Annotated in this window: 9 protein-coding genes; 1 reads left to right on the forward strand and 8 read right to left on the reverse strand. The window is 64.6% G+C overall.

Annotated elements, in window-relative coordinates; translation table 11 throughout:
- Window positions 1-55: 55 nt before the first annotated feature.
- Window positions 56-1,945 (reverse strand): carboxypeptidase-like regulatory domain-containing protein, encoded by a 1,890-nt coding sequence (locus NXS98_RS15895; protein WP_283846023.1) that lies wholly within the window; start codon window positions 1,943-1,945, stop codon window positions 56-58.
- A 181-nt stretch (window positions 1,946-2,126) separates the two neighbouring features.
- On the opposite strand from NXS98_RS15895, the gene metX reads away from it, so the two are divergent.
- Complete coding sequence (gene metX / locus NXS98_RS15900; protein ID WP_283846025.1) at window positions 2,127-3,278, forward strand: homoserine O-acetyltransferase MetX; 1,152 nt, start codon at window positions 2,127-2,129, stop codon at window positions 3,276-3,278.
- Window positions 3,279-3,342: 64 nt separating this feature from the next.
- Here the strand turns inward: metX and NXS98_RS15905 are convergent, their stop codons facing one another.
- The 7 genes from NXS98_RS15905 to NXS98_RS15935 all read right to left on the reverse strand — a co-directional run bounded on the left by NXS98_RS15905 (window position 3,343) and on the right by NXS98_RS15935 (window position 12,809).
- Window positions 3,343-3,924: a hypothetical protein gene (locus NXS98_RS15905; protein WP_283846026.1), complete on the reverse strand. Its 582-nt coding sequence runs from the start codon at window positions 3,922-3,924 to the stop codon at window positions 3,343-3,345.
- The gene (locus NXS98_RS15910) at window positions 3,921-5,693 is read right to left on the reverse strand and encodes a DUF885 domain-containing protein (RefSeq protein ID WP_283846027.1); all 1,773 of its coding nucleotides are present in this window, start codon (window positions 5,691-5,693) and stop codon (window positions 3,921-3,923) included. The genes NXS98_RS15905 and NXS98_RS15910 overlap by 4 nt, the downstream gene beginning before the upstream one ends.
- 181 nt (window positions 5,694-5,874) lie before the next feature.
- Window positions 5,875-6,609 (reverse strand): 3-keto-disaccharide hydrolase, encoded by a 735-nt coding sequence (locus NXS98_RS15915; protein WP_283846029.1) that lies wholly within the window; start codon window positions 6,607-6,609, stop codon window positions 5,875-5,877.
- Window positions 6,610-6,671: 62 nt separating this feature from the next.
- The gene (locus tag NXS98_RS15920) at window positions 6,672-8,090 is read right to left on the reverse strand and encodes a hypothetical protein (RefSeq protein WP_283846030.1); all 1,419 of its coding nucleotides are present in this window, start codon (window positions 8,088-8,090) and stop codon (window positions 6,672-6,674) included.
- Window positions 8,091-8,094: 4 nt separating this feature from the next.
- A complete protein-coding gene (locus NXS98_RS15925; RefSeq protein ID WP_283846032.1) occupies window positions 8,095-9,480 on the reverse strand; it encodes a hypothetical protein in 1,386 nt (461 codons plus the stop codon).
- 3 nt (window positions 9,481-9,483) lie between these two features.
- Entirely contained in the window at window positions 9,484-10,728 is a 1,245-nt protein-coding gene (locus NXS98_RS15930) for an ABC transporter ATP-binding protein (RefSeq protein ID WP_283846034.1), read from the reverse strand.
- A 32-nt stretch (window positions 10,729-10,760) separates the two neighbouring features.
- Window positions 10,761-12,809, reverse strand: a complete 2,049-nt coding sequence (locus NXS98_RS15935; protein WP_283846035.1) for a heavy metal translocating P-type ATPase — start codon at window positions 12,807-12,809, stop codon at window positions 10,761-10,763.

Below are 12,809 nucleotides of genomic sequence, written 5' to 3' on the forward strand. Positions count from 1 at the left end.
TCACAGAGCGGCAACCTGACAGCGCATAAAATGCCGAAGCGGCCAGGGGCGCGTGTCACTCCTCAATTAGCTGCAGCACGAAATCGTCAAAATCGGCCGTGAAGCGGTAGTCATTGGTCATGGTGGTGCTGCCGCGCAACCAGATGCTCAGGCGGTCTTTTTGCGGGCGCAGGGGCTCGCTGCGGTAATCCAGATACACGCCGTGCAGGGCGGGGCCTTTGGTCCACTGCACGGTGGGCGCATCGGGATTCTCGGTCTGGCCGGTGGGGTCGGTACCCACCAGCGTTTGGTGCTGCCAGTCGAGCGGCCACGAGGAGCGGATTTTGCCTGTCAGCCGGTACGCGGCAAAGCGGTTCAAGCCGGTGACCTGCTGCACAAAACCGCCGTCAGCGCGCGCGCCGGTGGCGCTGCCCCCCAGCACCCGGGCCGTAAAATTCGTATGAGCCGGGCCATCCGCAAACCGCAGCAGGCGGGTGGCCGGCTCCACTTTGAAGGGGGTCCAACTGGCTGGCAGGTCGCCGTCGGCCTCCTGCATGTTGCCGTTGCGCAGCAGATTGGGACGCGGGACCAGCGGGCCTGGGGTCGCATACTCCACCACTTGCAGGTCCAGGTCGAAGGGCATCGCCTCGCGCCCGAATTTGTAGGACGTGCCGTGGGGGTAATCGTCCGGGGCCACTTTTTTGTAGGGGTTGAAACCGGGACGGTCATCACTGACATCGCCCTTGATGTTCACAAAACCATGCAAGGTTTCGTAATTCTCGATGCTTTCAAACTCCAGGGCATACGTCCTGCCCGGCGTCAATGGCACTTCCCCGCGGGCATAGGCGGCCCCAAACATGCCCCAGGAAGCGTCGCCGGTGTAGTTGCCGTTGCCAATGGCGATTTTTTCGACGCCGATGACCGGCCCTTCCGGGCCGTCCAGCCGCACGCGCACCACTACGCGCTGCCGGCTCAAGGGCGGTTGGGCGCCACCCACCGCCGCCAACAACGCCACGCCAGCCAGACTGTGCCCGCGGGCCACGTAGGTCTGGCTCCAACGCTGGGCGAAACCCGCAAATTCCTGGAAGGCCAAATGCACTTTTTTATTGTAGGGTATGACCCACGCATCCGCATCGGTGGCCACCGCCAGCCAAAGCCGTTGCGGGACCCAGCCGCGGGCGCCGTCCTTGCCCACGCGGTACAGTTTGGATTCCGCGGCGGTGTTGGTGCGCCAAAACGTCTGCAGGACGCCGCCCTCCTTTTCCGCGCGCAGGCGGAGGGCGTATTTCTCCCCTGGAATCAAGGGCACTTCGCCGGAATCCCAGCCGGTGGCGTAAACGTAATTTTTGGCGCCGCCGCAGTCCACCTTGGGGAGCCAGCCCGGCGGCCCCACCTGCGGCCATTGGTCGGGCGTGCCGGCGGCCGCGCGATGGACGGTGGCAATCAGGGTCTGATGGCCCGGCCCCTGCCCATCCACCCCGTCATGCGCCAGCCGGATGCCAACGGCGGTCAGGCTGGCGCCGCGCGCGGTGAACACCTGATAATAATCAGTGGCCGGCCGGCTGTCCCAGGCGCGTTCCTCAAAACAAGCATAATCAAACTGGGGGGTCACATTGCGGCCGTCCAGTTTCTCGCCGTCCCGCAGCACCACCGGACTTAACAGCAGCGGACGGAAAAATCCTCCGGGCTGGGTGAACCACACCGTGTATTCGCCCGGCGGCCCCACGAGGAAATACCAGCCCGCCGGGTGAGTTTCCCACGTGCGAAAAGAGCGGGCTTCCGCCGTGCCGCCCTTCTGGCTCGCAAAGACCATCACGGTGGAAAGGTAGAGCGGGTCGCCGCCTTCAAAGCGTGGATGAAACACCCGGCCGGAAAGCTGGCTTTGAGCGCAAGCTGCCAGCGGCCAGGTCATCCATCCCGCAAGAAGCAAGAAACCTAAAAAGCGCATTCGAGGTCGGGCAGGCATAAGGCTGACTTTAAGCCGCCCGCCCCGCTCCCGGCAAGATTCAAGGTAAGCGGCGCGTCAATTTTGTTCTTATCGGCAGGGGGATGGCCGGTCTTGGCGGCGCGCCTTGCCGGCGGCGGAGGGGGCAATCACCAAAACCTTTGCGCCGGAGGCGGTGGATGTTCTACACTGGGAGCGTCTTATGCATCGGAAGGCAACTGTGGAGACCAAGTTCTTGCGCGTGGCCACGCCAGAAAAACCGCTGGAATTGTTCAACGGCGAGCGGTTGACGGACGTGACGCTGGCGTATGAGACGTATGGCAAGCTCAATGCCAACCGCAGCAATGCGGTGCTGGTGTTCCATGCCTTGAGCGGCAGCGCTCATGCCGCGGGGTATAATCCCGAGGTGCCCGGCGTGGACAACCGCTGGACGGATGAATGCAAAATCGGCTGGTGGGATGGCTTCATCGGGCCGGGCAAATCCGTGGATACCGACCATTTCTTCGTCATCTGCGCCAATTACATCGGCGGATGCTACGGTTCCACCGGGCCGTGCTCCATCAACCCCGCCACCGGGCGGCGGTGGGGGCGCAGTTTTCCGCACATCACGCTTTCGGACATTGTGGATTCGCAAATCCGGTTGTTGGACCATTTGGGGATTGAGCAATTGCACGCGGTGATGGGGGCCTCGCTGGGGGGCATGTTGTCGCTGAGCCTCGCCACGCGGTACCCGGACCGGGTGCGCACGGTGATACCCTGTGCCAGCGGCCTGCTGGTGCCCATTTTAACGCGCATTCACAACTTCGAGCAGATTTACGCCATTGAGTCGGACCCCGACTTCAAGGGCGGGGATTACGACCCCTTGCACCAGCCGCGGCGCGGCATGGCGCTGGCGCGGATGATTGGCCACAAAACGTTTGTCTCGCTGGACGCCATGGCCGAGCGGGCGCGCAAGGAAATTGTGCGGCGCTCGGCGGATTTGTCGTGGTACGATTTAACCAGCCCGATTGAGTCTTACATGCTGCACCAGGGGGCCAAGTTTGTGCAGCGGTTTGACGCCAACACCTATTTGCGCATTCTCGATGCGTGGAACCGGTTTGACATTGTGCGCGAAGGGGTGGCCGAAGACCTGGTCTCCCTGTTCGAGCGCTGCCGCCAGCAAAAGTTTCTGGTGTTCACCATTGACACCGATGTCTGCTACTGGCCGGAGGAGCAGGAGCACATGGTGAAGACGCTCAAAAAGGCGGGCATTGAACCCACGTGGATTACGGTGCACTCGGACAAGGGCCACGATTCCTTTTTGCTGGAGCCGCACTTGTATCGCCCCTTCCTGCGCGCGGCCTTGATGGATTGAAAAGCAACCGGCGCTCCTCCATGGCCAGGGCGCATAAGGCCTGGCTGGCCGCGGCAGGCCGTGGTCACGGCGAGCTGGCTTCGCGGACTTGCATCCGCCCCACAGCGGCCTCCAGTTCCGCCAGCAGCGCCGGATTGGGCGCGGTCAAAAAAACGTGCATCTTGCAGGTGGCCAGGCGGTCGCCCTCCTTTTGGGAAAGCGCCTTGAACACCTCTGGAATGATGGTTTCCGCGCAGACCAACCCCTTGTTTTCGTACCGCCGCCATTCGACATCGCGGGAGCCGAGTTTGCCTTTTTCGGCGCGGACCGACAGGTAGGGATCGCGCTGGTGGTGATACTGCGGCGTTGGCCCCAGATAAATGCCCACGCCCGCCTTGAGCCGGCGGTCGCGCAGGTAAAACACGGTGAAGTCTTTCCCATCTTCCCGCTCGGCGACGTAGGTGGCGGGCAGCTCAATTTGAAGGGTGGGAAGTTCCGGAAAAGGACTGGCCAGCCGATGCCGCAGGGCGGGGCCCGAGGCATCCGCGGCCTCTGGCAAAGGTTGGGGCGGCGGCAGTTTGGCGGCCTTGTTTTTTGCGGCGCAGCCCGCGGCCAGCCAGGCAGCCAGCAGGGCCGCGCCCCATCCGATGGACAGGCGAGTCCTCATTTTTGGGGCTCCAGTTGCCGGCGCACCAGCTCCGGCAGGTATTTCACGGGCACCGGTCCACAGAGAAGCACCGCCTCATGATAGCGTCCCAACTCGAACCGCTCCGCCCTATCTTGCTGCACCTGCTGGCGCAATTGATACAGGGCCATGCGCCCGGCAAAGTAGGTGGACAGTTGCACAGAGCTTTGCTGGGAGCGGATGATTTTCAGGCGGGCCTCGCCCTCGCTTTGAAAAGCCCGTTGCGTCAAAAACGCCAGGGCCTCCTCCTCGCTCATGGAGGTGCAATGCATTTTGTGGTCAAGCATGGCGTTGGCAATGGCGCGGAGATAGAACTTGAGCTGGTTGAGCCGCAACCGCAGGTCGCCCGCGCCAAAGCCCTGGTCCAGCATCATCTGCTCGGTGTAAACCGCCCAGCCTTCGACATACACGCCGCTGGCCAGCACCTTGCGGATTAACGAAGGGACGCGGTTGGCATACTCATGCTGCACGTAATGGCCGGGATAGGCCTCGTGGATGGTGAGGATTTGCAGCATGTGCTGATTGTACTCTTCCAGGAAACTTTTCACCCGCTCCGCCGGCCAGTCGCGGGGCGGGGGGCTGATGGCATAGTAACCGGCCGCCGCCGGGTCCAGCGGCGGCGGAGAGTTCATGTAGGCAATCGCGTTGCCGCGCTGAAACTCCGGCATTTCGATGATCTGGCAACGATCCGGGTCGGGCAGTTGCAAAATGTCCGCTGCGCGGATGAATTGCTTGATGCGCGCCACGGTGGCGCGCGCGTCCTTGATTAAATCCGCCGGACGGCCATGCTCCTGGCCCACACGTTGAATGACCTGCGCCACCGTTTCCCGCCGTCCCGCGGGAGTATCCGGCGGGATGACGCGCCCCGGAAAATATACCCCCCACAACTGGCGGGCCACCACGTACAATTCCTGCTCCACCCGCGCAAACTCAGATTCCGCCATCTGCAGCAGGGTGTCGGCGTCCCATCCCGTCTGGAGGGTCAGTTCGAGTTTCTTGCTGAATTTCTCCCGGCCGATGCGCCAGTTGCCGGTGGCGCGGGGAAGCAGCTCCTGCTCCAGAAATTGCTGGTACTCGCGCAGCACCGGCAGAACCTGGGCGGCGGCGGCCTTCAGGCGCGGCTCCTGGGGCGTGCGGCCCACCAGGTCAAACAGGGTTTTGGTGTAAAAATTGATGGCGCCACGATTCTGGCGGATGGCGGTTTCCACCACCACCCGCGGCGGATTTTTGAGACTGCGGCGGGCTTCGGCCACCACCTGCGGCAGGAAGGCCATGCGGGCCACGGCATTGCTGATGTTGGTCTCTTTGGGGAGCGTGGACTGGGCGAGGACCAGGTACACGGCATCATTGAGATATTGGTTGTACACCCGCGGGTCTTCGGCCCAGGGGTCAAAGTTGTCCATCATCCACAAGGAGCGCTCGAGGCTGCTGCGGAAAATCTCGTAATCCACCTGCCCATCCCGGCTGAGGGCCGCGTAATTTACCGCTTGCGGCAGCGCGTCCAGCGCAGCGCGGCACTCGTCCTTCCAGCGGGCACGGGCGGCGGGGGAGATGTCATCCAGCAGATGGTCGTAGCGGTGGTCGCCCAGCTCGGTGGCCAGCAGGGGGCGTTGGCGCAACTGGCGTTCCAGGTATTGGCGGAAAAAATCCGCCAGCTTTTGGTCCTCGGGTGATGAGGCCGCCACGGGGGCAGGGCTGGCGCAGAGACAACCCAAGCCACCCAATAGCAGGCACCAAAACAAAGTTTTCATGCGTGCCAGTTACTATGCGCGGCGGCTGGCCAATCGGCCAGCGAAAAGCAAACCACCCCCACCCGGGGCATCGCCGCCCCAACGGTAAAGGCAAGGGAGGCGTGAAATGCCCCGCTGCGCCTGTGCGCCGGGAGGACGGGCACGCCGCCGCTCGCCGGGCTGGCGACGGCTCCGCCAGGCCTTAGGGAGCCAGGCGCATCAAATGGATGTTGCGGAAGTGAATCTCGCCTCCCTCGGATTGCAGCCCCACCGGGCCGGGCACCACTTCCACGTCCGTGGCTTCATTCACCAGTTGGCCGTTCATCCAGACCTGCACCCGCGGGCCCTGGGCCAGAACCACCACATGATTCCATTCGCCCGCCGGTTTTTCGTTGCCAGCCATGCGGGTGACGCCGCGCAAATCCCCGCCCAGTTGATGATTGGGCACAAAGCGGAAGCGGTCGGCCGGCCCGTTGATTTTCATGCCATGAAAGCCGTACAAGTCCCCGGCGTTGCCATGCCGGAGCTGGGTTTCAATGCAGCGTGGCAACGCGCGCGGCGCGCCATTGATGCGCCCAAACAGGCCGCTGTTGCCCGGCGTCTTGCCCGGCGCCCAGCGATATTCCAGCTCCAGGCGGTAATCGGTGAACACTTGTTTGGTGTGCAAATACCCCATGGGTTCGCCGCTGCAAATAATGATGCCGTCCTGCACCCGCCACACTTTCTCCATCGGCACTTTGGGGTCCGCCGAGACCGCCTTCCAGCCGCTCAAATTGCGGCCATTGAACAAGGCCATTGCCGGTTGGGCAGTGCCGCCTGCGGAGGCGGCCGGCTGGCTTCTACCGCCGGAGGAGGAAGCACAGGAAACCGCCAGCCAACCCGCCACGCCAAGCGACACAGCACCTGCCCAGAGATTGAAGTTGCGCGTATTTTTCATCACCGCGCATTCTGGCAGGAAGCCGCCCCGCCCGCCAAGCGCAAACGCAAGCCGGTCCGGAATCAGGGCGCGGTGGGCGGCGGCAGATTGAGCTTGGCGCGCAGCACCGCCTGCAGGCGCGGGTCCATGGCGCCGGGGGCCAGCAAATCATCGCGCACCTGCTGGTCCATTTCCGCGAAAGGCCGCAGCCCGATGCGGGCAATGACCTCCGGGTCGCGGCCCAGGCCGGATTGGTAGCTGTTCCAGATGCGCTGGGCCATGAGCCGCAGGCCGGTGGCTTCATCGTCCTGGTCCTGCACGAGGTAGAAATACGCGGTGTGCAAATAGCCCATAATGGTGGCTGTCACGCGGTCCCGGCCGGACTCGGAGACCGTTTCGGTGATGCGGCGCACGCAGAAGGTGTCGAGGTCGCCCCCGGCGGCTTTGACTTGCACATCATCGGGATACGACTGCGTGAGCACCTGAAACCACCGCCGGGCCTCGGCCATGCGGTTGAAGGCGTAGAAGGTTTCAATGGCGGAGCGGAGGAAGTTGCGATGCGCGCGGCGGATGTTTTCCACGGCGCCGGGTTCCTCCTGCATCTCGCGCAGGAAGGTAGGATGCAACCGTTCAATGACCTCCGGCTTGGGCCCCAGGATGGGGACGCCTTCAGGAGTGAAAGAAAGGATGCGGCCGCGCTCGAAGGAAAGCTGCAGGGCCTGGTGAATAAGCTGGTGGAGCGGGCGCACCTCGCCCGGGCGCGATTTTTTCAGGCCCAAATGCAGCCAGTAAAGGGCATGGGCCTCGGGCAGCCGCCATTCCAGGGGGCCGTAGGTGTCGTCCACCTCCTGCATGAGGGCGGGGTCCATTTTGTATTGTTCACGCAACAGGCGGGCGCGCGCCTGGGCCTCTTCGGTTTGCGGGGCAATCAGCTCACGGTAGCCCAGGGCATTGGTGCCCAGGACCCGCGTCATTTCCGCCGCCCACTGGGCCTTGTAATAAAGATGGGCGGCATCGAGGTCCTTGCCGATTTTGTGCTGAAAATGCCAGGCCAGCTCGCGGTAGAGGAGGGCCTCGTCCGGGTTGTAGCGCAGGCCTTCGTCGCGCAGGAGGCGGATGCCGCGCTGGACCCAGCGCCAGCGGTCTTCGGGGGAGTTGAATTTGACGGAGATGTTATAGGCCATGTTCCAGGCCTGGTTGATCCAGACCTGTTTGAGGCGCGGCTGCAGCTTGGTAATCCAGTCGCTGAGCTGCACCATTTCAAAATATTTCTCCTCGTCTTGCAGGCGGGAGGCGCGCATCCACAGCGCATTGGCCACCAGGCCGCGAAAGCCGCCCAGGGCCACGGTCACAAAGGCCAGCATGGGAGGCGCGTTTCTCAGCTCCTCGCCCTTGGGAATCATGGCAGTGCGCCGGGCGTCGAGCGGAGCCTGCCAGCGGCTGGCGGCCAGCAACAACAGCAGCGCCAGGGCGGCATAGATGATTTTGGCGCGCGTGACCATGGTTTTAAGTGGCGGCAAGCTGCGCGGCGGCCAGCTCTCGCCGGGTGAAAGTGCTGATGCCCAGCAGCGCAAACGCTCCGCCCAACACCATCATGACCTGCAGGAAGGCCTGGCCGAGCGTGCCCCACGTGATGCTCCGGCCGGTGCTCAGCGCGTCAATGGGCGAAAAAGAGCGCGCCAGTTGCACCACCGAGAGGATGCCCTTGAACACCGGCAGCATCACGCGGTCCACCAGGGGCATGTCCACCTGGCCGGTTTCGTGATCACGCCCCATCACCGTGCCCTCCTCCAGCGCCGCGGCCATCGAGCCGCTGAACAGCAGCACCACCATCAGCGACAGGGCGAAAAACGCCGCCACCGGGAAGGATAAGAAGGCCGAAGCCGCCAGCCCCAGCGCCGCCAGCAGGGCCAGCCACATCCAGAGAATCAACAGGCCGCGCGCGTAATTGATTTCAAAACTCGACTCCCGATACAACACCTCCAGGCCGTCCTCCAGCAGAAAGACCACCGCGGTGGGATTGCGGTTCACGAAGTGAATGAGCAGCGTGCCGTCCTCGCCAATGACCCGCGAGGCGGGCACGACAAACTCCTGAAACGCCTCGGGCGTCATGGGCATGACGTGCTCATAAAGCGGGGCCTCCAGCGGGCCGAAGCGCCAGCGCCCCTCCACCACCACGCCGGGGCGGTATTCGGGCAGGTAGAGTTTGGCCCGGATGTGCAGGGGGCCGTCACCCAGCCGCTCGCGCAGGCCGCGGGCGTTGAGGCGCCAGGCGCGGGCGTAATCGCGGCGCACGATTTGATCGGCGGCTTTGAATTGCTCCTCGATTTCCTTCAGCACGGCTGCCGCGTCCTGCGGGGAGAGGGGGCCGGGGTGTTGCTTGCGCCAGTCGGCAAAAGCCCTGGCCACCAGGGGGCGCAAGTCCTTGGGCGGCTCTTTCAGCGAGGCCCGCGCCACCAGCACTTCCTGGCGGAGGCGTTCGCGCTGGGGCGGCGGCAGCTCGCGGGAGCGCCATTGCAACTGGGCATACACCAGCAGGCCGGCGGCCAGCAGCAGGGCGGCGTCCAGGGTCACAATGCCCAGCCAGCGGCCGGCCCAGATTTTCCACCGCGGGACGGGTTTCACCGCCACCATTTGCATCTGGCCTTCCTCGATGTCCCGGGCCAGCGTGCCGCAGGCCAGCCACAGGGTGGCGGCGCCCAGCAGCGCGAAAATGCTGCCCAGCGCGTAGGTGAGCACAATCTGGGTGAAGCCGGTGGCCGTCTCGTCATGCTTGATGATGCCCGGCAACACCACCGCCGCCACCACCAGCAGCGCGCTCAGCGCCCAAATCAGGCGGTATCGGAAGGCCGCCTTCCAGGTCAGCCGCGCCATGGCCAGCAAAGCTCTCATGCGTCAGGAGCCTTTGAGCAATTTCTGCAACTTTTCCTCGGCGCGACGCAATTCCTCCGCAACCGGCGCCGGCGTGGGCGCCGCCGCAGACGCAGCCGGGGGTGAAAGTTCAGCGGGAGGCGCGGCGGTTTGCGTCAACTGCGCCAGTTTGGCGGCCTCCGGCGCGCCGCCAGAGGGGGCCGGGGCGGGCGAAGGCGCGGGTTGCTCCGCGGGTTCAGGCCGGACAAAACGTTCCAGGCGGCGGTCCGGCGCGGCCGTGTCGGCGGGCCGCAAATACTCGGCCAGCACATTGGCGGAGGTGGCGCCAGAGGTCTCCTCCGCCTGTTCGCGGGCGCGGCGCACGACTTCGAGAAAGTAACGCTCCAGGTTTTGGGTGGGATTGTCCACCTGCACCTGGCCGTCGCCCACCTCGGCGCGCAAAATTTCCAGCACCTTTTCCAGGGCGGACCGCGACAACACCGGCGTGGTGATGCGCAGGGTGTCGCGCTCCGTCAGCAAATCTTTCAGGGCGCCCATGGCCTGGATTTTGCCGCCGTAGTAAATGACCACCCGGTCGCAAACATCCTCGACATCCGCCAGCAAGTGACTGCTGAGAATCACCGTTTTACCGCGGCGCGCCAGGGCGAGGATTAAATCCTTGACCTCGCGGCAGCCAATGGGGTCCAGGCCGGCGGTGGGTTCATCCAGGATTACCAGGTCCGGGTCATTGATGAGCGCCTGCGCCAGCCCGATGCGCCGCTGCATGCCCTTGGAAAACTCGCCCACCGCGCGCGCACGCACGCCGCCCAGCCCCACCATTTCCAGGAGTTGCTCCGTGCGCCGGTCCCGCTCGCGCGGGGGCAGCTCAAACAAATCGCCAAAGAACTTCAACGTCTCGCGCGAGTCCAGAAAACGGTAGAGATACGATTCCTCCGGCAGGTAGCCGATGCGGGCCTTGGTGGCCACGTGGCGGGGGGAATGATTGAACACGAGAATCTGGCCGGCCGTGGGCCGCAGCAGCCCCAGAATCATTTTGACGGTGGTGGATTTGCCGGAGCCATTCGGCCCCAGCAGGCCGAAGACTTCGCCCCGATACACCTCGAAGTCCACTCCGTTGACGGCCCGCGCCTTGGGCCGGCCCCAGAAGTCCTTGAAGATTTTGGTCAGCCCGCGCACCGAGACCACCACCTCGCGCCCGGAGGCAGCCCCGGCGGGGGCCGCCGGGGAGCGGGCGGGGGCTTGCATTTCCGGCATGACCTGCGTTGCCATAAAGTTGCCTCTGTGTCCAAAACCGCCACCGTTCAGGCCGGTTGCGGTTTGAAGGTGATGGGTTGCTCCGGCACGGAAGGCGCGGGGGTGGAGGGCGTGGCGGCCGGCTCGTAGTGCTCCAGCTCCTCGCCCTGGCGGACCAGCCGCGCGCTGTTGAAGATGACGATGAAGGAACCGACGTTGTGCATGATGGCCGCCACGATGGGGCTGAGGTAGCCAAACGCCGAAAGCGCCAGGCCGCCCACAATGAACAGGATGCCCACCACAAAGTTTTGATTGATGACCGAGCGCGTGGCGCGGGACAGCCGCACCAGAAACGGCAGCCGCCGCAAATCGTTGTTCATCAGCGCGATGGTGGCGCTGTGGATGGCCACCTCGCTGCCGGCGGCGCCCATCGCGATGCCGATGTCGCCGGCGGCCAGGGCGGGGGCGTCGTTCACCCCGTCGCCCACCACCGCCACGCGCAGGCCCTGTTGTTTGAAGGCGCGCACAAAGTCCACCTTGTCCTGGGGCAGGCACTCGCCGCGGCTCTCTTCGCAGCCAATTTCCCGCGCCACCCGCGCCGCCACCGGCTGGCGGTCCCCGCTGACCATGGCGATGCGGCGCACGCCAATGGCCTTCAATTCCTCCAGCGCCGGTCTGGCTTCGGCGCGCGTTTCATCCCGCAACCCAATCCAGCCGAGGAACCGGCCCTGCCGCGCCACAAAAATCAGGCTGAATCCCTCCGTTTCATTCAAGTCCACCGACTTCAGAAAATCACCCTGGAGGCCGTGGTCCTGCAACCATTGGGCCCGCCCCACCAGCACTTCGGCACCTTCCACCTGCGCTTTGACGCCGCGGCCGGCGGTTTCGGCGAAGTTCTGCGGCTCGGCCAGGGGCACGTTGACTTCCTCCGCCAAGGCTGCCAGGGCCTTGGCGGCGGGGTGATTGCTGTATTTCTCCGCCGAGGCGGCCAGACGCAGCAGCTCGGCCGGGCTGACGCCTTCCTGCGGCGCCAGGCGGCTCACGGCCAGCTTGCCGGTGGTGATGGTGCCGGTTTTATCGAAGATGAAGGCGGTCAGGCGCCCGGCCAGTTCCAGGTCGGCCACATTTTTAATCAAGATGCCCAGTCGCGCCGCCGCGGAAAGGGCGGCCACAATCGCCGTGGGGGTGGCGAGCACAAAGGCGCAGGGGCAGGAGACCACCAGGGTGGCGATGACCCGGTTGAGGTCGCGCGTGAACACCCACACCAGCGCGGCCACCACCAGCACCAGCGGCGTGTAAAAGCCCATGTACTGGTCAATGATGCGCATGATGGGCAGCTTGGTCTGCTCGGCGGCCAGGATTAAATCCCGCACGCGGCCCAGCGTGGTGTCGCGCCCGGCGCGGCTGACCTTGATGTCCAGCACCCCGGTTAAATTGATGGTGCCCGCAAAGACTTCGTCCCCCGCCTTTTTGTCCACCGGCAGCGATTCGCCGGTGATGCTGGCCTGATTGAGCGAGCTTTGGCCGGAGACCACCACGCCGTCGGCGCCCACGTTGTCGCCGGGGCGCACGCGGATGATGTCGCCCACTTTCAATTCATGCACCGGCACTTCTTCCTCGGTGTTGCCCGCCACGCGCCGGGCCTTGGTGGGGGTGAGTTTGATGAGCGATTCAATGGACGCGCGCGCGCCCTCGGCGGTGCGGGTTTCGATGATTTCGCCCATGAGCATGAAGAAGGCAATGACGCCGGCGGTTTTGTAATCGCCCGTGGAGATGGCGGCCAGCACGGCCAGGGCCACCAGCTCATTGATGCTCAGGAGGCCGCGGCGCAAATCCTTGATGGCCGTCATCACGATGGGCGCGCCGAGGATGACCGCGCCCAGCATGCCGCTGGCGGCGGCCACCAGCGTGGCCCGGTCCACCACCCAGTCCACCACGTAGGCGTTAATCACGAACATCAGCCCGATGAGGGTCTGGGTCAGCCGCACCTGGGTGTGGGAATGGTCATGGCCGCAGGCGGGGCAGCTTCCGCCGCCCTCGTGATGCGAATGGTGAGGGTGATGCGGGGCGGGGTCCGCATCATGCGTCCGGCGGCTGAGCAGGGAGGTGACTTGCAT

It is taken from the genome of Fontisphaera persica, assembly GCF_024832785.1.
GTDB lineage: Bacteria > Verrucomicrobiota > Verrucomicrobiia > Limisphaerales > Fontisphaeraceae > Fontisphaera > Fontisphaera persica.

Bases quoted from the DNA above. Each gene is read 5' to 3' on its own strand.
- NXS98_RS15895 (WP_283846023.1), bottom strand. From the start codon at position 1,945: ATGCCTGCCCGACCTCGAATGCGCTTTTTAGGTTTCTTGCTTCTTGCG.
- metX (WP_283846025.1), top strand. From the start codon at position 2,127: ATGCATCGGAAGGCAACTGTGGAGACCAAGTTCTTGCGCGTGGCCACG.
- NXS98_RS15905 (WP_283846026.1), bottom strand. From the start codon at position 3,924: ATGAGGACTCGCCTGTCCATCGGATGGGGCGCGGCCCTGCTGGCTGCC.
- NXS98_RS15910 (WP_283846027.1), bottom strand. From the start codon at position 5,693: ATGAAAACTTTGTTTTGGTGCCTGCTATTGGGTGGCTTGGGTTGTCTC.
- NXS98_RS15915 (WP_283846029.1), bottom strand. From the start codon at position 6,609: ATGAAAAATACGCGCAACTTCAATCTCTGGGCAGGTGCTGTGTCGCTT.
- NXS98_RS15920 (WP_283846030.1), bottom strand. From the start codon at position 8,090: ATGGTCACGCGCGCCAAAATCATCTATGCCGCCCTGGCGCTGCTGTTG.
- NXS98_RS15925 (WP_283846032.1), bottom strand. From the start codon at position 9,480: ATGAGAGCTTTGCTGGCCATGGCGCGGCTGACCTGGAAGGCGGCCTTC.
- NXS98_RS15930 (WP_283846034.1), bottom strand. From the start codon at position 10,728: ATGGCAACGCAGGTCATGCCGGAAATGCAAGCCCCCGCCCGCTCCCCG.
- NXS98_RS15935 (WP_283846035.1), bottom strand. From the start codon at position 12,809: ATGCAAGTCACCTCCCTGCTCAGCCGCCGGACGCATGATGCGGACCCC.